The sequence below is a fragment of the Ruegeria sp. L12 genome, from assembly GCF_056531745.1.
On record NZ_JBQFMH010000003.1, the window covers coordinates 406,685 to 424,927 of the forward strand.

The following is an 18,243-nucleotide window of genomic DNA, read 5'->3' on the forward strand; positions in this document are numbered from 1 at the left end:
GGCTTTGGAGACATGATCCAGGCTGATCTGACAATTATCCTGCCGGAAATCGTTCTGGCGATCTATGCGATGGCGGCGCTGATCGGGGCTGTCTATACGTCGAAAGACGGTCTTGCGCCCGTGCTGGTCTGGGCCACTTCCGGCCTGATGGCGGTGTTGGCGATCTGGATTGCGATGAATGGCGACGGCACCAACGTGGCCTTCAACGGCATGTTCGTGGATGACGGCTTTGCCCGCTTTGCCAAGGTGGCGATCCTGCTGTCCGCCGCTGCAGTTCTGGTCATGAGCCAGGATTATATGGCGCGTCGGGGTCTGTTGCGGTTCGAATATCCGTTGCTTGTGGCCTTGGCGGCTGTCGGCATGATGATGATGGTCAGCGCGGGCGATCTGATGTCGCTGTATATGGGGTTGGAGTTGCAATCCCTGTCGCTTTACGTCGTGGCCGCACTGCGTCGCGACAGCGCCAAGTCGACCGAGGCGGGCCTGAAATACTTTGTGCTGGGCGCGCTCAGCTCGGGCCTGCTGCTATACGGTGCGTCGCTGGTCTATGGCTTTACCGGCACCACGTTGTTTTCGGGCATTATCCAGACGGTGCAGCATGACGAATTGTCACTGGGTTTGCTGTTCGGCCTGATTTTCCTGATCTCGGGTCTGGCCTTCAAGGTCTCTGCCGTGCCGTTCCATATGTGGACACCGGATGTCTACGAAGGGTCCCCGACGCCGATCACTGCGTTTTTTGCGACTGCCCCCAAGGTGGCTGCGATGGCGCTGTTCGCGCGCCTGCTGCATGATGCGTTTGGCGGCGTGGTGCAGGACTGGCAACAGGTGATCGTGCTGCTGTCCGTGCTGTCGATGTTGCTGGGCGCGGTTGCGGCTATCGGGCAGCGAGATATCAAGCGGCTGATGGCGTTTTCGTCGATTGCCCATATGGGCTATGCGCTGATCGGTTTGGCCGCCGGGACCGAACTGGGTATCAAGGCGATGCTGATGTATCTGGCGATCTACGTGACCATGAATATCGGCACCTTCGCCTTCATCCTGATGATGGAGCGCGACGGCAAACCGGTCACCGATATCGACGCGCTGCGCCAGTATTCCAAGCGCGATCCGGGCAAGGCGCTGGCGGTTCTGATCCTGATGTTCAGCCTTGCGGGCGTGCCGCCGATGCTGGGCTTCTTTGCCAAGTTCGGCGTCTGGCAGGCGGGTATTGACGCCGACTTGTTCGGGCTGGTCATCGTGTCGGCCATCGCCTCGGTCATCGGTGCGTTCTACTACCTGCGGATCGTGTTCTACATGTATTTCGGTGCCGAGAACGAAGACCCGATCGAAACCCGCTCGACCCCGGTTCTGTGGGCAGCGCTGATGGGGTCAGCGGCGCTGATGCTGATCGGTGTGTTCTACCAGTTCGGCGTGGAAGGTGCAGCGGCGGCTGCGGCGGCGACACTTGTCAACTGATCCTGTCGTGTTTCACTCATCAGAGGCTCGGTCATTTGACCGGGCCTTTTAGACATGAGCGATTGGCCACAGGGATACGGCCTGCATGTGTTGCAGGAGGTCGACAGCACTTTGAACGAGGCTGTGCGGCTTGCGCCGGTTGCGACTGGTCCGGTCTGGATCATGGCGCATCACCAGACGGCTGCGCGCGGACGGCGCGGCCGGGCTTGGGCGAATCCCAAAGGGAACCTCGCGGCTACCCTGCTGATGCGGCCTGATGGAAATCCCGAACAGGCGGCGCTGCGCAGCTTTGTGGCCGCCCTGGCACTGTTTGATGCTTGCGTGGCGGTGACCGGGCGCGCGCAGGGGTTGACGCTGAAATGGCCCAACGATGTCCTGTTGAATGGCGGTAAGCTGGCCGGGATTTTGCTGGAAAGCACCGGTCAGGGCAGGGGGGTTGCGCATCTGTCTATCGGTATCGGCGTCAACCTGACCGAGGCGCCCACAGCGGATAAGGTTGAACCCGGTGCTGTGCGCCCCGTTTCGCTGATGTCCGAAACCGGTGCTCAGGTCACGCCCGAGGACTTTCTGACCGAACTGGCCGCAGCTTACGCGCGGTACGAGACACAGTTCACCACGTATGGTTTTGAGCCGATCCGCACCGCATGGCTGTCGCGGGCAGCCCGGTTGGGCGAGGTCATAACCGCCCGTACCGCAACGTCGGAGACGGTCGGAACCTTTGAAACGGTGGACGCGGGCGGCAACCTTGTCCTAAAAACCGCGAAGGATCGCGTCAGCATACCTGCCGCGGATGTTTTCTTCTGAAGGAGGCGGGAATGCTTCTGGCCATTGATTGCGGCAATACAAACACCGTTTTCTCGATCTGGGATGGCGAGAATTTCCTGTGCACGCTGCGCACCTCGACCCATCATGCGCGGACGGCGGATGCGTATTTCACATGGTACTCGACCTTGGTGAAACACTACGGGATCGAGGCCGACATAACGGATGTGATCATCGCGTCGACCGTACCACGCGTGGTCTTCAACCTTCGGGTATTCGCCGATCGGTTTTTCGGCTGTCGTCCCTTGGTGGTTGGTAAGCCCGACTGCCTGCTGCCGGTCAATCCGCGCGTGGATGAAGGCACCGTCCCCGGCCCGGACCGTCTGGCCAATGCGGCGGCGGCTTTTGACCGCCATGGCGGCAATGTGGTGGTGGTCGATTTTGGCACGGCGACCAATTTCGATGTGGTTGCGGCGGACGGAGCCTATATCGGCGGCATCATCGCCCCGGGGGTGAACCTGAGCCTTGAGGCGTTGCATCAAGGCGCCGCAGCGCTGCCGCATATCGACATTACCAGACCGGAGAAGGTGATCGGCACGAACACGGTTGGCTGTATTCAGTCCGGCGTGTATTGGGGCTATTCCGGCCTGATCGAAGGGCTGATCTCACGCGTGAAGGTCGAATACGGAATGGCGATGAAGGTCGTCGGCACCGGCGGGCTGGCACCTCTGTTCGATCAGGCGGATGTGGGCTTTGACGCAATTGAGGATGATCTGACGATGCACGGGCTGACCGTGATCCATCGCTATAACAAGGAAAATGGCTCGACATGAGCAATGAACGACTGATCTATCTGCCGCTGGGCGGTGCAGGCGAAATCGGTATGAATGCCTATGTCTACGGATACGGCGCGCCGGGGAAAGAACGGCTGATCCTTGTCGATCTGGGCGTGGCGTTTCCGGACATGGATACCTCGCCCGGCGTCGATCTGATCTTTGCCGATATCAGCTGGCTGAAAGAGCGTGCTGACCAGCTTGAAGCTGTCTTTGTCACCCACGCGCACGAGGATCACGTCGGAGCGGTTGCGCATTGCTATGAGGCGTTGGGCGCACCCGTCTATGCTCGTGCTTTCACGGCCAACATCGCGCGGCGCAAGATGGAGGATCAGGGCCATCCGACCGAGGCGGTGCGAACGGCATCAGCCTGGCCGGAACAGATCAAGGCAGGGCCGTTTACGGTTGGTTTTCTCCCCGTATCCCACTCGATCCCCGAAAGCGCGGGGTTGGTGATCGATACGCCTGCGGGCCGTGTCGTGCATACGGGCGACTTCAAGCTGGATGCGAACCCGGTGGTGGGCGAACCCTTTGACCCCGATCTGTGGGCTGAGGTCGCCAAATCGGGTGTCAAAGCGCTGGTCTGCGACAGCACCAATGTCTTTTCGGCCCACGCGGGGCGCTCGGAATCCGAAGTGGGACCCGAGATTACCCGTCTGGTGCAGGATGCAAGCGGTATGGTGATCGCAACGACGTTTGCGTCGAATGTTGCGCGGGTCAAGACGCTGGCAGAGGCCGGGCAAAAGGCCGGGCGCTCGGTCGTGTTGCTGGGCCGGGCGATGCGGCGCATGATCGAGGCCGCGACCGAGACAGGCATTCTGACTGACTTTCCAAAAGTTGTCAGCGCCGAAGAGGCCATTGACCTGCCGCGCCAGAACCTGATGCTGATCGTCACCGGCAGTCAGGGTGAACGCCGTGCCGCCAGCGCACAACTGGCACGCGGCAAGTATCGCGGGCTTGAGGCAAAAGAGGGCGATCTGTTTCTGTTTTCGTCCAAAACCATCCCCGGAAACGAACGCGGCGTGATCCGTATCATGAACCAGCTGAGTGAGAAGGGCGTCGATGTGGTCGATGACAGCTCGGGCCTGTATCACGTTTCGGGTCATGCCAATCGGCCCGATCTGGAACAGGTGCATAAACTGATCGACCCCCAGATGGTGATCCCGATGCATGGCGAGCATCGCCATCTGCGCGAACACGCCAAGCTGGCCGAGGCAGGCGGGCGCACCGGAATATTGGCGGTCAACGGCACCATGCTGGATCTGACTGGCAATGCGCCCAAGGTGACAGATTACGTCGAAACGGGCCGAACCTATCTGGATGGTACCGTGAAGGTGGGTGCTCTGGACGGCGTAGTGCGTGACCGCATTCGCATGGCGCTGAACGGTCATGTCACGATCACGGTCATTCTGGATGAAGAGGATGAACCTCTGGGCGAGCCCTGGTGCGACACCATGGGTCTGCCCGAGATAGGATCGTCCCGCGCGGGGTTGGTTGAGGTGTTGGAAGAGGACCTCAATCAGTTTCTGATGCGCGCGGGGGCCAAGACCCTGCGCGACGATGACAAGCTTGAGGAAGGCCTGCGTCGGATTGCCCGCCAAACTGCGCAGGCCGAGATCGGCAAGAAACCCGAGGTTACCGTGGTGGTCAGCCGGATGCGTTAATCCGCATAAGGCATCGGATAGCCCCGAAGCTGCAGGAACAGGCTGGCCTCTTCGTTGTTCAGAAAGAAGGGCACGGTTTCCGGCGGGTTCGGGTCTGCCGCACGGGCGGCGATTTCGGCCAGAACCACCTCGGTGATGAAGGGCAGATCGTATTCGCGGGCCTGCCGGATTTTCACCCACTGCAGATGGGACAACTCGTCCGAGGCGTGGGTGAAATCATCCAGATCGCCCTGAATGGCATCGGCATCGACCAGAAAGAACCGGGCGTCGAACCGGCGGGGGCGTCCGGGCGGAGTAACCGCGCGAAAGACAAATTGCAGGGCCGAGGCTGCGGGGACAAAGCCCATCGCGGCAAAGCTCTGCCAATCTGCGGGCGCGGTGCTGGGCCAGACGCCCGGTTGGCCAAGGACAAGTCCGGTTTCTTCCCACAATTCACGGATCGCAGCGGCGGCCAGAGCGTTTTGTAAACCCGCCTCGGATTGCTGCGACAGGCGGTCTGCACAAAGATCGGGAAGCGGAGAGGCCAGCGGTATTTCGGCATCCGCCGGGTCGACCGCTCCGCCGGGAAAGACGAACTTGTTGGGCATGAACGCGGCTTTTGCACCGCGCTGCCCCATCAGGATCGAGGGATCGCCCAGCCGGTCACGCAGAACGATGACCGTAGCGGCATTGCGAATGGCGGTCTTGTCCGCGCTCATGCGGTTTTGCCAAACCCATGCATCCGGCGCGCCCACTGATAGGCGACGACCGCCCCTTTCAGACGCGGCAACAAATAAAGCGACAGCGCGACACAGCCGATCGAAAAGCCGATTGCCATGGTCCAGGGATCAGGCCGCCATTCCACGTATGAAATATGCAGCGCCGGTGCCAGAAGATGCCCCACGATCAAGATCGTCAAATAGGCTGGCCCGTCATCCGCACGGTGGTGAAACAGCTCTTGCCCGCAATGCGAACAGGTATCGTTTACATTGAGGTAGCTGTGCAGCAGCTTGCCTTCACCGCAATTCGGGCATTTGCAACGGAACCCCCGGATCAATGCCGGTTTGGTCGGGCGTTCCTCCTCGATCGTCGTGTCGATGGTCTGATCAGTCATGTGACTCTCGCGCGTTTATCCTGGGGCGATATAGGCCGGGCCGTGCCAGGCAGGAAGGGGGGTGCGTCGCTTTGCGGCGGTGAAGCCCAACCTAGCAGGAATCGAGGCCGTTTCAATCAGAGACAAAAAAGTTGAACAAAGCGCGACGGAAACCTGCCAGCGCCGCGTTTGAGTAGATATGAACGGCGGCACAGGGTCGCCTGTATTGGGGAAATACGCTATGAAAAACAAAATTCTGGTTTCCGGTGTTGTCGCAATGGCTCTGGCTGTCACCGCTGGCGCAGTCTTTGCCAAAGGACCACGTATGACGTTCGAAGAACTGGACATCGATGGCGACGGCAAGGTGACGCTGACCGAGATCACCGAGCAACGGACGAAGGAATTCACCTCTGCCGATGCCGATGGTGATGGGCAACTGAGCGTTGAAGAAATGCAGGCGGCTGCCCGGGTCAGGGCGGACGAGCGTGTGAAGAAGATGTTTGAAGAGCTGGACGCAAACACGGACGGGTTTCTGAGCGACGATGAATTGCCGAAACCGCGCCGGGCCTCCAAGATGTTCGAACGTATCGACGCCGATGGTGATGGTGCGATTACTGAGCAGGAATATGCGGATGCAAAGGACCGGATGGGGGGCAAGTACAAGCGGCATCACAAGTCGGGTTTCGACAACAATTGATGCGGGATGGAGGATCTGACCTCTCATTCGGATATGGTGCATGGCGGTTCTTCCGCCGTGCCCGATCCCAGCAACGAGGCGTTGCTGGGGCTGTTTGCTGATGGCGACGCCATGGCGGCCCGGACGTTGACGGACAGGCTGGGGCCGCGCAGCTATTCGGTCGCGCTGCGAATGCTGGGCAACCGGGCCGAGGCCGAAGATGTGACGCAAGAGGCGATGATGCGCCTTTGGAAGATCGCTCCGGATTGGGTGCCGGGGCAGGCGCAGATTTCGACCTGGTTGTACCGGGTGACGCTGAACCTGTGTGTGGATCTGCGACGCAAGAAGCGACCCGACACGTTAGAGAATGCGCCCGAGCCTGAAGACGGCGCCGCCAGCGTGGTCGACAAGATGCAAGAGGCCGCGCGGCGGGATGCACTGCAGGAGGCGTTGGATCAATTGCCGGACAGGCAGCGGCAGGCCGTTGTGCTGCGGCATATCGAAGAACTGCCCAATCCGGAAATTGCCGGGTTCATGGAGATTTCGATTGAAGCGGTAGAGAGTTTGACCGCGCGGGGCAAACGGTCTTTGACGGCGATACTGGCCGGGCGCAAAGAAGAACTGGGGTATGAAAATGGCTGATCTAGACAAAGAGCTGGAAAATCTGTTTGCGCAGGCGCGCATCGGGCGTGATGCGTTTCCTGACGATCTTGCGGTTCGGATCGAAACCGACGCCGAAGCCGTCAGGTTGGAGCGTCTGGCCAAAACCCCACGTCCGAAATGGCGTCTGCGTCTGGGGGCTATTGGGGGCTGGCAGGGTCTGGGCGGGTTGATTGCGGCCAGCGCGGCGGGTGTCTGGATCGGCTTTACCGCCCCGACTTTCCTGCCGGATCCGGCCGAGTATTTTGTGTCGCAAGAAGCGACCTATCTGATTGCCGACCTGAGCTTGGATGACACTTATCTGGAGGATGCGGAATGACCGAGACACCTGCACGTAAACGCAAGTGGATGCCGATCCTTCTCGCGGTCTCGCTGGCTGTGAACCTGCTTGTCGCGGGGGTGGTCTTTGGAACCGCGCTTCGGTTCAAAGGAGATCATCGCGCCAGCGCCCCACCGGGCTTTGGCTCTGCACTTTATCGGGCGCTGCCGAAAGCCGAACGCAACGCATTGCGGGGAGAGCTGTCGTCGGTGCGGGGCGAGGGTTCGCTTCGGCGCAAAGAGGATTTTGGCGCGCTCAGTCAGGCCCTCAGGGCGGTGCCCTTCGATGCGATGACGGTCCAGGTGTTGCTGGAACAGCAGGCCCGGGAAACATCACAGCTGCAAAAGGCGCTTTATATGCAATGGCTGGCGCAGGTCGCAGCGATGAGTGACGATGAACGCGCCAGCTATGCCGATCGGTTGGAAGATGTGGTCAAGCGTGGCCCGCACAAGAACGCCAAGCGTCACTGACCTCTTACGCGGCACTCTTTCGAATCTGCACCTGATTTCGCCCCGCTTTCTTGGCCGCATAGAGCGCTTTGTCCGCTGAGCGGATCAGGCGATTGACCTGATCGCCCTCATAATCTGCGGCAAGGTCCTGAGGAGCGCACAGTTTCAGGCCGACGCTGATGGTGACAGGGATTGCGGTGCGGTGATCGGGTAGTCGAAAGGGCGTATTGCAGATGCTCTCGCAGATGATGTCCGCCTGCTCCAGGGCCTGCTTGGCCGTTACGTCGGGAAGGGCGATCATGAATTCCTCACCCCCGATCCGGGCCACGAAACCGGACGAGCCTTTCGCGGTCTGAAGCCTGCGCGCGGCTTCGGACAGGACCAGATCGCCTGCAGCGTGACCAAAACGGTCGTTTATGGATTTGAAGTGATCCAGATCGGCTAGCATCACCGCAAAACCGCGTCTGCTGTGCAGGGACAGGTGCGCGATCTGGTCCAGCGCGCGCAGGGCGTATCGCCGATTGTGAAGACCGGTCAGGGGATCAATCAGCGACTCGGCAAGCCCTTTGCGCAAGGTGGCGCGCAGCCGGTCATCGCGGGTTTTTCGGGCGATCTGGGTCTCCAGCCTCAGAGAAACCTCGTCGGTGTTGAACCCGTCGAGGCAAACCGCATCTGCGCCGCGATCAAGCGCTTCCGCAGCCAGGTTCGGATCACCGTCCTTCAACACTGCTATCAGCACCGTATGCCGCGTGCCATTGCGTGAGCGCAGGTCGGCCAGCAGTTTCAGGTCCGAGGCGTCAGACCCAAGCTCGACCACGATTGCGTCCGGTGGGTTTGCGCCCAGAACACCCTGCAGGTTGGGCAGGGTATGTGCACTCAGCGGATGTCGACACTGCGCGCTGAGGGCTTTGCGCCACAGCGCCCCGGTGCGGGGGGTCTGCGTCAGTATTGCAATCCGGGCCGCTGGGGTCGGTGCGATCAGCGCGGCTGCCGGTTCGGCAAAACCAATCGACTGCTGGTCGTCTTTGACGCCAAGTTCCTGCCGGTCAGCACGTGCGCGCAGCAAGCTGCGAACGCGGGCCAGCAGCAGAGTATCCTTGAGCGGATAGCCAAGTACATCATCCATCCCATCCGATAGTGCCCGCAGCCGCGCTGTCTTGTCATTCTGCGGTGTGAGGGCGACAATCGGTACGTCCGCCAAAGCCGGATCGGCCAGCATCAGCCGTTTAACATCCGCAGCCGAACCATCTGGCAGGGTCTGTGCCGTCAGCACCAGATCAGGTCGGGCCCGGCGCAGCAGCGCCGCAAGGCCCGCGATTTTCTCACCTTGAACAACGTGATACCAGGCCGCCGTCAACTGCACCTTCAGCATTATGCGATTGGTCGAAACGCCGTCGAGGACGAGTATGGTGCCTTGCACAGACATGGTCGTTCACCGTTAGATTGCATGCGTTGCCAAAGTGTTTATGAGTCTGGTTAATAAACCCTTTCCAAGACACGATCAGAGGCCAGTTAATGCCGATCTCTGCCGAATTCGCCGAAACTCTGGCCCTGAACGCCCTCGGTTGGCTGGTCGGGAATGATGAACTTTTGCCTGTGTTTCTGGGCGCCAGCGGTGCCTCTGCCGATGACTTGCGTGCGCGGGCGGGTGAGTCAGAGTTTCTGACCTCGGTGCTCGATTTTCTTTTGCTTGACGATTCGTGGGTGATCGCCTTTTGTGACGCCAATTCCATCCCCTATGACCAGCCAGGTCAGGCCCACGCAATACTGTCGGGGCGCGCGGAGATGCACTGGACCTAAACTGCAGGAGCCCCCTTGATGCCTATTGACGCCCTATTGTTCGACAAGGACGGCACGCTGTTCGATTTCGCTTCGACTTGGGGTACCTTCGGTCGTGTCGCATTGCAGCGCCTGTCGGATGGGGATGTGCAGCGCGCGTCGGAGATGGGGAAAACCATCGGGTTCAACTTTGCGCAAGAGAGTTATGAAGCCGACAGCATTGTCATCGCGGGTACGGTCGACGAAATCGCCGAGGCGCTGCTGCCTCATCTGCCCGACAGGTCGATGTCCGAAATTGTCGAGATTCTGAACCGGGCTTCGGCAGAGGCGCAGCAGATTCCGTCCGTGCCATTGGCTCCGTTTCTTGAAACGTTGCGGCAAAGCGGGCTGAAGCTTGGGGTTGCCACCAATGACGGCGAGATGCCAGCACTGCAGCACCTGGCTTCGGTCGGCGTTCGGGATCATTTCGATTTCGTTGCCGGATATGACAGCGGCCATGGGTTCAAACCCGGACCGGGGCAGATGCTGGCCTTTGCCAAACATGTCGACATTGACCCTTCGCGTATCGCCATGGTCGGGGACAGCTTGCATGATCTGGAAGCCGGACGCGCGGCAGGAATGGTGACAATCGGCGTTCTGACGGGATTGGCCCCGGCCGAGATGCTGGAGCCTCTGGCCGATGTTGTGCTGCCGGATATCGGGCATATTCCGGGTTGGCTTTCTAACAACTAACAGCTGCGGTGAAAATCGCCACGTCATGTGGCGAAACCGACACCTGTTGTCGCAGACAGAGCGGCCATGACGTGGTCTTCGGGGCTTGCTGATTAAAAGCCTGCCCGGAGGATACCCATGGCCGACAGCAACACTCGCAAACGTCGCGGCGGTGGTCGCGCAGGTGCCGCCGCCCGTCGCGGCAGCGCCGTGATCGATCAGATGCCCTGGAACCCGCCGGTCAATATCGATCAGCCGACGGAACCGCTGAGCCCGGAGGGGGTCGAGGCGATTCATGAGGGCGCGATGCGCATCCTCGAAGAGATCGGGATCGAGTTCTACAACGAAGAAGCCATCGGTATCCTGCGCGAGGCCGGTTGCGCCATAAATGGCGACAACGTCCGCATGGGCCGCGATTTCGTGATGGAGATGGTGCGCAAGGCCCCGAGCAAGTTCACCATCACTCCGCGCAATGTGGATCGCACGATCGAGGTTGGGGGCCGTACCATGCTGTTCGGCAACGTATCCTCGCCCCCGAACTATTGGGATATGGAGATCGGCAAGAAGGTCGCCGGCACACGGCGGATGTGTCAGGACCTGTTGAAGCTGACGCAGTATTTCAACTGCATCCACTTTGCGGGCGGCTATCCGGTCGAGCCGGTGGATATCCATGCCAGCATTCGCCATCTGGACGTGCTGTATGACAAGCTGACGCTGACCGACAAGGCGATGCACGCCTATTCGCTGGGCAAAGAGCGGGTCGAAGACGTGATGGAAATGGTGCGCATCGCTGGTGGTCTGAGCCATGAGGAATTCGAGGCCACGCCGCGGATGTACACCAACATCAACTCGACCTCGCCGCTGAAACACGACCATCCGATGATCGACGGCTGTCTCAGGCTTGCGCGGCGCGGGCAGGCGATTGTGGTGACGCCATTTACGCTGGCCGGGGCGATGGCCCCTGTGACGATGGCTGGCGCGGTGGCGCAGTCTCTGGCCGAGGCGCTGTGTGCGATTGCGCTGTTCCAATATGTCCGGCCGGGTATTCCCTGCGTGATCGGGACGTTCACGTCGAATGTCGATATGAAATCCGGCGCGCCCGCATTTGGGACGCCAGAATATATGCGCTCGACCCAGATGACCGGGCAGATGGCGCGGTTCTACGGATTGCCCATGCGGTCGTCCGGGGTGTGCGCCGCCAATGTGCCGGACGGTCAGGCGATCTGGGAGACATCGAACTCGCTGTGGGCGGCGGTGCAGTCGGGGACCAATATGGTCTATCACGCGGCGGGATGGCTTGAGGGCGGGCTGATCGCCAGCCCCGAGAAATTCATCATGGATTGCGAAATTCTGCAGCAAATTCAGCGCTATATGCAGCCCGAGCTCAACGCGACCGGCCCCGATGAGATCGCGTTGGAAGCGATTCGTGCAGTTGGCAATGACGGGCACTTCTTTGGCATCCAGCACACGCAGGATCGATACTCGACCGCCTTCTACCAGCCATTCCTGAGCGACTGGAAGAATTACGAGGCCTGGGAGGCCGCAGGTGGCATCTGGACCGCCGAGCGTGCGCACCGCATGTTCAAAGAGATCGTGAACACCTTCGAGCCACCTGAAATGGATGTGGCGATCCGCGATGAACTGGCCGATTTCGTTGCCCGCCGAAAGGCGGAAGGGGGGGCGCCGACCGACTTCTGATGCCTTTGGTTTCAGCGTGAGATTACATCGCATTGTCATGATCCGACCTTGGATTTTGGGCTTTTGTTAAGCTTTCTGGGGTCACCTGAACCGGATTTCTGATCCGGGGATTTTCATGCATGGGCTGATCAACAGGGCGATCCAATCTTTTGTGTGCGCTACCTATGGGCGCCAGTGCTGGCTGCAGGCGATGCAGGCCGCAGGGTTGGATTTCGATGAATTCGAGGCGATGCTGATCTACGAAACAGACGTTTCGACCCGCGTGCTGGACGCCCTTTGCGCCGATCTGGAGCGTCCGAAATCCGAATTTCTGGAGGATCTGGGAACTTACCTCGTTTCGCATCCGAACATGGAGGGGCTGCGCCGTCTTCTGCGGTTTGGCGGGGTCACTTATGTAGAATTCCTTCATTCGCTCGATGATTTGTCGGACCGTGTGCGCCTTGCCGTCTCGGACCTGGTGTTGCCCGCGCTGGAGTTGACGGAGCAATCGCCAGCAGAATTCCGTCTGCACTGCTTTCCCGGCTTGCCCGGTTATTCCAGTGTGATGACCGGTGTCCTGCGTGCGATGGCGGATGACTATGGCGCACTGGTGTTTCTCAATCATGATGACCAACAAGGCGGGTCCGAGGTGATCTCGATCACGCTGGTCGAAAGCGCGTTCAGCGAAGGGCGATATTTCGATTTGGGGGCACGGAACGCATGATGTGTACGGATGGTCTGGCGGGTTTGCTGGAAACCCTTTGCCCGATGTTTGTGCTGGTCGATGAGGCCGGGCGGATCACGCGGGTGGGGCCAACACTGCAGAAGCTGCGACCGGATCGCCCGATGGCTGGCGCGTGCTTTCTAAGCGTTTTTGAGCTTTTGCGCCCCAGATCGGTCGCCAACGTCGCCGAACTGATGGCGACACCCGGACGGAAACTGCACCTCAGATTTCGGGATGCGCCGCAGACTGCGCTGAAAGGGCTGATTGCCCCAATGCCGGGCGGCGGCGGCGCTGTTGTCAACCTGTCCTTCGGTATTTCCATTCTGGACGCGGTGCGTGATTACGCCCTGACCAGTGCGGATTTCTCGGGGACCGATCTGGCGATCGAGCTTCTGTATCTGGTTGAGGCAAAATCTGCAGCGATGGAAGCGTCGCGATCCCTGAACCTTCGGCTGCAGGGGGCCATGCTGGCCGCGGAAGAGCAGGCCTATACCGACACGTTGACCGGGTTGAAGAACCGCCGGGCGATGGATCATCTGCTGGGTCATCTGATTTCGATGAAGGCGACATTTGCACTAATGCATCTGGATCTGGATTATTTCAAATCCGTCAACGACCGGTTGGGGCACGCCGCCGGTGATCATGTATTGCAGCAGGCGGCCCAGATCATGCTGGCTGAAACACGTGGCGATGACACTGTGGCGCGTGTGGGTGGGGATGAATTTGTACTGATTTTCAAGGGTATGACGGACTACGATAAACTGAGCCGGATCGCAGAACGTCTGATTTTGCGCCTGTGCGAGCCGATGAAATTTGAAGGGGCGGAATGCCGGATTTCATGTAGCATCGGAACCGCGTTATCGCCCCAATTCGAAGTACCCAAAGCAGTCGATATCCTGCATGCCGCCGATCTTGCGCTTTATGCTGCGAAGCGGGCCGGACGGTCCTGTCATCGGTTCTATTCGGAGCTGTCGGGTGTCCAGCAGTCCAGTTGAGGGCCGCTGCGGCATTCAAAGCTGATCCAGAACTCTGGCAATGTGACGCTGGACCTGTGGCAGCTCTGATATCACCGGCATGACGTGGCCGGTGAAGGCGGCGCGCTGCAACTCCTGCGGGACATCCTCCAGCACATGTCCCCCCGTGCAGGCAAAGAAGGGCAGGCAGATGGCGTGCTCTCCCGTCCCGGCGGTCGCTTCAGAGATTGAGGGGGGCTGTTCGACAAAGCCGGTGCGGATGGACTTGAAAGGAACGTGCTGAGACAACGCCTTGGAAAACTCCTGAGCGACGCGCGCCGGGTTTGGGCTGCGTCCTGATCCATGCGCCGCAAGCACAAGGTCGGTGTTGTCAGCGCCCCATCCTTTGTCCGACAGAACCGCGCCCAGCGAACCGGCCACCAATCGAGGCAGTTCTGGGTCAACGCCCAAAGGGTCGAGAACCCGCACCTGTCGCGACCCGATCCGCTTTGGCAACGCGCTGGTCACGAACCAACCGCGAGCCATGAAGAGTGGATAAACCGCCGTACCCTCTGGCAGTTCGTCCAGGCAGGTTTCCAACGCCTGAGGCGCTGCCAAAGTGGCTGAGTGAACCTTGGTCCGGTCGCACATGGCACCAACCTGCGCGGCTAGGGCCGCCAATGCGGCCTCGGCTGGGGCAGGGTCTGAGGGTTGGCCGTGGGCGACGATGACGGCGTTTGGCATATGCGGGCTCCGGTTTGGTCCTGCGATAGGTGTCGTGACGGCGGATAAAGTCAATGGGTTGATTAGTTCAGAAGCGTCAACCAGAACCAGACCGAAAGAATTGACGTCGCCGTCCCGATCAGAATCGACGAGGCGGCGACCCGTTTGGCCCGCCCGTAGATATTGGCGAAGATATAGGCGTTGAACCCCGGCGCCATCGCAGCGGTCAGCACGCCCGAGCGGAACAGGTCCTGCGGCAGTGAAAGGGATGTTCCGAACAGCCAGAACAGGCTGGGATGCAGCACCAGCGAGATTGCACAGACAAACATGATCGCGCGCAGATCGCCTTCGGGGCGGTACATCACCAATACCCCTCCCAGCGCGAACAGGGCTCCGGGCAATGCGGCACGAGTGATCAGGTTCAGCGCATCATCGACCACCGTTGGGATGCCGACGCCCGAGAGGTTGACGATGAACCCCAAGGTAATGCCAAGGATCAAGGCGTTCTTGAACATGGTAGTGAACACGGATCTGATCATCCGCATGCCGCCATGGCCCCGATTGCGAAAGACCTCCATCACCGTGATCCCAACGCAGTAGCAGAATGGCGAGTGAAAGGCGATGATCGCAAAGTTGCCGGTCAGGTTTTCGGAGCCATAGGCGCGCTCGGTGATGGGCAGGCCCAGCAGGACCGAGTTTGAAAACAGACAGCAGAAGCCGATGGCGATGCAATCCTCCCATTCTCGGTGAAAGATCAGGCGCGCACCCAGCATGCCGATCGTGAAGCACAAGGCGGCAGCAGTGTAGAAACTGCCCAGAAGCCGGGGGTCGAAACTGGCGCTGAGATCCAGATTGGCAATCGCAAGAAACAACAGGCAGGGGATCGCAAAGCCCTGCGTAAATTTCATCAGACCGTCAATATGGGCTTCTCGGAAATACCCCAGCCAGGTTGATAGATATCCGGCCCCGATGACCAGAAAGACGGGTAGGATGACATCAATCAGGCTTTGAAACATGGCGATGCCATCGCGCTGGTGGTGGGTACGGGCAGCGGCCCGGTCATCAAAGCGATTGCCGGATCACCATCCCGTCATATGCGGGCGTGATGTGGTCCGGGGTTTCGGCCTCGACCGTGGCATAATCCATATCGATATGCATGTTGGTCAGGATGGCGCGTTTCGGAGTCAGGCGCTCGATCCAGCCCAGCGTCTTTTCCAGGTGCGCATGGGTTGGATGGGGCGAGCGGCGCAAGGCGTCAATGATCAGGCAGTCGAGCCCTTTCAGAGTATTCCAGGCGTCGTCATAAATCTCTGCAACATCAGGAAGATAGGCGATGTTCCCGATCTTGAACCCCAGCGCGTCAATTGATCCGTGGTTTACCAGAAACGGCTGCAAAGCGATCGCTCCGCCCGGGCCGTCGATCTCGAACGGTCCGTCGATGGTGAGCAGATCGAGGATCGGCGGGTAAGGGGAGCCCTTGGGCTGTACGAAGGCATAGCCAAACCGGCTGAGCAGGTCGTGCTGCGTGTCGCCATCGGCCCAGACCGGAACGCGGGCCTTCATGTTGAATGCAATCATTCGCAGGTCGTCCAGACCGTTCGTGTGGTCTGCGTGCGAATGGGTATAGACGACCGCATCCAGACGGCCGGTCCCGCTGCTCAGCAACTGGCTGCGCATATCCGGAGACGTGTCGATCAGGACCGTGGTGGTCCCATCCGGCCCGTCACGCTCGACCAGCATGGAACACCGGCGGCGCACATTTCTGGGATTGTCCGGATCACAATCGCCCCAGACACCGCCCAGCCGGGGGACGCCTCCGGATGATCCGCAGCCCAGAATTGTGCAGCGCAATTCACTCATGCGGCGGCCTTGTACGTGGCGGCCTTGGTGAACAGCCGGTCGAAATTCGCCTGCGATTGGGCGGCGAAGTCACTGAAATCCATCCCGAACACTTCGGCCCCTTTGCGGGCAGTGTGGGCGGTATAGGCGGGCTCGTTGCGCTTGCCGCGATAGGGCGGCGGCGCCAGATAGGGCGCGTCGGTTTCTACCAGAATGCGGTCGACCGGGGCGCTGGCGAAGATATCGCGCAATTCCTGACTTTTGGGGAAAGCAGCGATGCCGGACATGGACAGGTAAAAGCCCAAATCAAGCGCTGCGCGAGCCAGCTCCGCCGAGGATGAGAAGCAGTGCATCACGCAAGAATAGGGCGCGTTGCGGTATTCTTCGGCCAGAATGCGCGCCATGTCGTCATCCGCAGCACGGGCATGGATGATCAGCGGCAGCCCGGTTTGTTGCGCGGCCTCGATATGGATGCGCAGCGATTGTTTCTGCACCTCTGCCGAGTCCGCAGTGTAGTGATAGTCCAGCCCGCTTTCACCGATACCGACGAATTTCGGATGACGGGAAAGTGCGACCAGTTCGTCAACCGTGGCCATCGGCTCGTCCGCCGCGCTCATCGGGTGGGTGCCGGCGGCATAGAAGACCGGGGCGTGGGCCTCGGCGATGGCGCGCACGCCGGGTTCGTTGCGCAGGCGGGTGCAAATGGTGACCATCCGCGTTACACCAGCCTCGGCGGCACGGGCGACGATTTCGTCCAGCTGGCCGTCGAAGTCCGGGAAATCCAGATGGCAATGGCTGTCGGTAATTTCAGGGGTGGGGCTCATCAGCGGTGACCGGCGGTTTCCTGTATCTTGAACACCGTATCTAGAACAAGCGAGGCAGGGTCAAGGTTCACCGCCTGCCCATGCCGCGCGCGTGAAGTAATCAGGGCGGCGGCCTCGGCCCATTGGCGGGCCTTGTGTGGTGAACCGGACAGGCGGGCCAGCGTTTCGGCCTCGTTCGGGGCGGCTTCGGGCTGTGGGGCGGCGCCGGTTGCACCGGTCAGTGCCAGCCGGGACAGGGCGATGTCGATCAGGGACAGAAGCAGGTCGAACCGCTCAGCAGCACCGCGCTGGGCTGCGGTTTCTGCCAACCTCAGGGCGCGCTGCCGGTCAAGCCGGGGCAGGGTGCCCAGAATAGCGATCAATTCGGCATAAAGCTCCAGCCCGCCCAGATTTATCAGACGCACCGCGTCGCCCACCGAACCCGCCGCCAGAGCCGCCAGATGATCCGTCTGCGCGGGCAGTTCCGCTTCGGTTTGCGCCAGCGCGGCCTGCATATCCGCGACCCCCAGAGGCGACAGGCGCAGGGTCCGGCAGCGGGACCGGATCGTTGGTAACAAGCGTGAGGGTTGATGCGAAATCAGCAGCAGTGTGGTACGTGCCGGGGGTTCTTCGAGCATTTTCAGCAGCGCGTTGGCGGCGCTGGTATTCATCTCATCCGCCGAATCCACGATGACGACCCGCCGGCCGCCATCGGCTGAGGACAACCCGAAGAAACGGCCCAGTTTGCGAACATCGTCAACGACGATCTCGTTACGCAGACGTCCCTGATCGTTCACGGATCGGGTGATGGCAGCCAGTCCCGGCTCGGCCCCCGCCAGAATGCGATGCGCGACGGGATGATCGGAGTCAATGTCCAACGTGTCCGGCGGTGGCGGCGCCCCGAACAGACCGCCGTCCTCCGTCGGGGGTGTGGCCAGCAGAAACCGCGCGATACGCCAGGCAAGCGACGCTTTGCCGACACCGCGCGGGCCGGTCAGCAGCCAGCCGTGATGCAGGCGATCCGAGTTATAGGCGGTCAGAAAGGCCTGTTCGGCGGCGTCCTGACCGAACAGCCGCAGGGTTTCCCGAGGATGGGGGGCGCCGGGGGCCTGATCCGGGGTTGGGGTGTCGTCGCTCATGTCTC

21 protein-coding genes are annotated in these 18,243 nt (G+C 60.6%); 13 read left to right on the plus strand and 8 right to left on the minus strand.

Annotation, left to right across the window (positions count from 1 at the left end):
- Positions 1-12: 12 nt before the first annotated feature.
- From nuoN to ACR0K9_RS07460, 4 genes are read left to right on the plus strand one after another with little or no spacing between them, the layout of a single operon-like run.
- Positions 13-1,455 carry an NADH-quinone oxidoreductase subunit NuoN gene (gene nuoN, locus ACR0K9_RS07445; RefSeq protein ID WP_480821963.1) on the plus strand — a complete coding sequence of 481 codons (1,443 nt, stop codon included), beginning with the start codon at positions 13-15 and terminating at the stop codon, positions 1,453-1,455.
- 54 nt (positions 1,456-1,509) lie between these two features.
- On the plus strand, positions 1,510-2,259 hold the full coding sequence (locus ACR0K9_RS07450; RefSeq protein WP_480821965.1) for a biotin--[acetyl-CoA-carboxylase] ligase: 750 nt from the start codon (positions 1,510-1,512) through the stop codon (positions 2,257-2,259).
- Between the two features lie 11 nt (positions 2,260-2,270).
- Positions 2,271-3,050, plus strand: coding sequence for a type III pantothenate kinase (locus tag ACR0K9_RS07455; protein WP_480821967.1), 780 nt, complete (start codon positions 2,271-2,273; stop codon positions 3,048-3,050).
- Positions 3,047-4,714, plus strand: coding sequence for a ribonuclease J (locus ACR0K9_RS07460; protein WP_480821969.1), 1,668 nt, complete (start codon positions 3,047-3,049; stop codon positions 4,712-4,714). The genes ACR0K9_RS07455 and ACR0K9_RS07460 overlap by 4 nt, the downstream gene beginning before the upstream one ends.
- Here ACR0K9_RS07460 and ACR0K9_RS07465 read toward each other — a convergent pair.
- Positions 4,711-5,412 carry an NUDIX hydrolase gene (locus tag ACR0K9_RS07465; RefSeq protein ID WP_480529869.1) on the minus strand — a complete coding sequence of 234 codons (702 nt, stop codon included), beginning with the start codon at positions 5,410-5,412 and terminating at the stop codon, positions 4,711-4,713. The two genes, ACR0K9_RS07460 and ACR0K9_RS07465, sit on opposite strands and share 4 nt — an antisense overlap.
- Positions 5,409-5,807: a DUF983 domain-containing protein gene (locus ACR0K9_RS07470; RefSeq protein ID WP_480821971.1), complete on the minus strand. Its 399-nt coding sequence runs from the start codon at positions 5,805-5,807 to the stop codon at positions 5,409-5,411. Before ACR0K9_RS07470 ends, ACR0K9_RS07465 begins: the two co-directional genes overlap by 4 nt.
- A gap of 220 nt (positions 5,808-6,027) precedes the next feature.
- Here ACR0K9_RS07470 and ACR0K9_RS07475 point away from each other — a divergent pair, with 220 nt between their 5' ends.
- From ACR0K9_RS07475 to ACR0K9_RS07490, 4 genes are read left to right on the plus strand one after another with little or no spacing between them, the layout of a single operon-like run.
- Complete coding sequence (locus ACR0K9_RS07475; protein ID WP_480821973.1) at positions 6,028-6,483, plus strand: EF-hand domain-containing protein; 456 nt, start codon at positions 6,028-6,030, stop codon at positions 6,481-6,483.
- A gap of 6 nt (positions 6,484-6,489) precedes the next feature.
- The gene (locus ACR0K9_RS07480; RefSeq protein WP_480821975.1) at positions 6,490-7,104 is read left to right on the plus strand and encodes an RNA polymerase sigma factor; all 615 of its coding nucleotides are present in this window, start codon (positions 6,490-6,492) and stop codon (positions 7,102-7,104) included.
- Complete coding sequence (locus ACR0K9_RS07485) at positions 7,097-7,441, plus strand: hypothetical protein (RefSeq protein ID WP_480821977.1); 345 nt, start codon at positions 7,097-7,099, stop codon at positions 7,439-7,441. Before ACR0K9_RS07480 ends, ACR0K9_RS07485 begins: the two co-directional genes overlap by 8 nt.
- On the plus strand, positions 7,438-7,911 hold the full coding sequence (locus ACR0K9_RS07490) for a periplasmic heavy metal sensor (protein ID WP_480821979.1): 474 nt from the start codon (positions 7,438-7,440) through the stop codon (positions 7,909-7,911). The genes ACR0K9_RS07485 and ACR0K9_RS07490 overlap by 4 nt, the downstream gene beginning before the upstream one ends.
- Before the next feature lie 4 nt (positions 7,912-7,915).
- Here ACR0K9_RS07490 and ACR0K9_RS07495 read toward each other — a convergent pair whose 3' ends face one another.
- The gene (locus ACR0K9_RS07495; protein WP_480821981.1) at positions 7,916-9,316 is read right to left on the minus strand and encodes a diguanylate cyclase; all 1,401 of its coding nucleotides are present in this window, start codon (positions 9,314-9,316) and stop codon (positions 7,916-7,918) included.
- Positions 9,317-9,405: 89 nt separating this feature from the next.
- Here ACR0K9_RS07495 and ACR0K9_RS07500 point away from each other — a divergent pair, with 89 nt between their 5' ends.
- From ACR0K9_RS07500 to ACR0K9_RS07520, 5 genes are all read left to right on the plus strand, one after another.
- A complete protein-coding gene (locus ACR0K9_RS07500; protein ID WP_480821983.1) occupies positions 9,406-9,690 on the plus strand; it encodes a DUF3572 domain-containing protein in 285 nt (94 codons plus the stop codon).
- Positions 9,691-9,708: 18 nt separating this feature from the next.
- Complete coding sequence (locus ACR0K9_RS07505) at positions 9,709-10,401, plus strand: HAD family hydrolase (RefSeq protein ID WP_480821985.1); 693 nt, start codon at positions 9,709-9,711, stop codon at positions 10,399-10,401.
- A gap of 117 nt (positions 10,402-10,518) precedes the next feature.
- Positions 10,519-12,078 (plus strand): trimethylamine methyltransferase family protein, encoded by a 1,560-nt coding sequence (locus ACR0K9_RS07510; protein ID WP_480821987.1) that lies wholly within the window; start codon positions 10,519-10,521, stop codon positions 12,076-12,078.
- 115 nt (positions 12,079-12,193) lie between these two features.
- Positions 12,194-12,781 carry a heme NO-binding domain-containing protein gene (locus ACR0K9_RS07515; protein ID WP_480529851.1) on the plus strand — a complete coding sequence of 196 codons (588 nt, stop codon included), beginning with the start codon at positions 12,194-12,196 and terminating at the stop codon, positions 12,779-12,781.
- A complete protein-coding gene (locus tag ACR0K9_RS07520) occupies positions 12,778-13,776 on the plus strand; it encodes a diguanylate cyclase domain-containing protein (RefSeq protein ID WP_480821989.1) in 999 nt (332 codons plus the stop codon). Before ACR0K9_RS07515 ends, ACR0K9_RS07520 begins: the two co-directional genes overlap by 4 nt.
- Positions 13,777-13,791: 15 nt before the next feature.
- Here the strand turns inward: ACR0K9_RS07520 and ACR0K9_RS07525 are convergent, their stop codons facing one another.
- The 5 genes from ACR0K9_RS07525 to ACR0K9_RS07545 all read right to left on the minus strand — a co-directional run bounded on the left by ACR0K9_RS07525 (position 13,792) and on the right by ACR0K9_RS07545 (position 18,238).
- A complete protein-coding gene (locus ACR0K9_RS07525) occupies positions 13,792-14,478 on the minus strand; it encodes a CbiX/SirB N-terminal domain-containing protein (protein WP_480821991.1) in 687 nt (228 codons plus the stop codon).
- A 62-nt stretch (positions 14,479-14,540) separates the two neighbouring features.
- Complete coding sequence (locus tag ACR0K9_RS07530) at positions 14,541-15,473, minus strand: AEC family transporter (protein ID WP_480821993.1); 933 nt, start codon at positions 15,471-15,473, stop codon at positions 14,541-14,543.
- A gap of 46 nt (positions 15,474-15,519) precedes the next feature.
- Positions 15,520-16,317: an MBL fold metallo-hydrolase gene (locus ACR0K9_RS07535; protein ID WP_480821995.1), complete on the minus strand. Its 798-nt coding sequence runs from the start codon at positions 16,315-16,317 to the stop codon at positions 15,520-15,522.
- Positions 16,314-17,120: a TatD family hydrolase gene (locus ACR0K9_RS07540; RefSeq protein ID WP_480821997.1), complete on the minus strand. Its 807-nt coding sequence runs from the start codon at positions 17,118-17,120 to the stop codon at positions 16,314-16,316. The genes ACR0K9_RS07535 and ACR0K9_RS07540 overlap by 4 nt, the downstream gene beginning before the upstream one ends.
- Complete coding sequence (locus ACR0K9_RS07545; RefSeq protein WP_480821999.1) at positions 17,120-18,238, minus strand: DNA polymerase III subunit delta'; 1,119 nt, start codon at positions 18,236-18,238, stop codon at positions 17,120-17,122. The genes ACR0K9_RS07540 and ACR0K9_RS07545 overlap by 1 nt, the downstream gene beginning before the upstream one ends.
- Positions 18,239-18,243 lie beyond the last annotated feature (5 nt).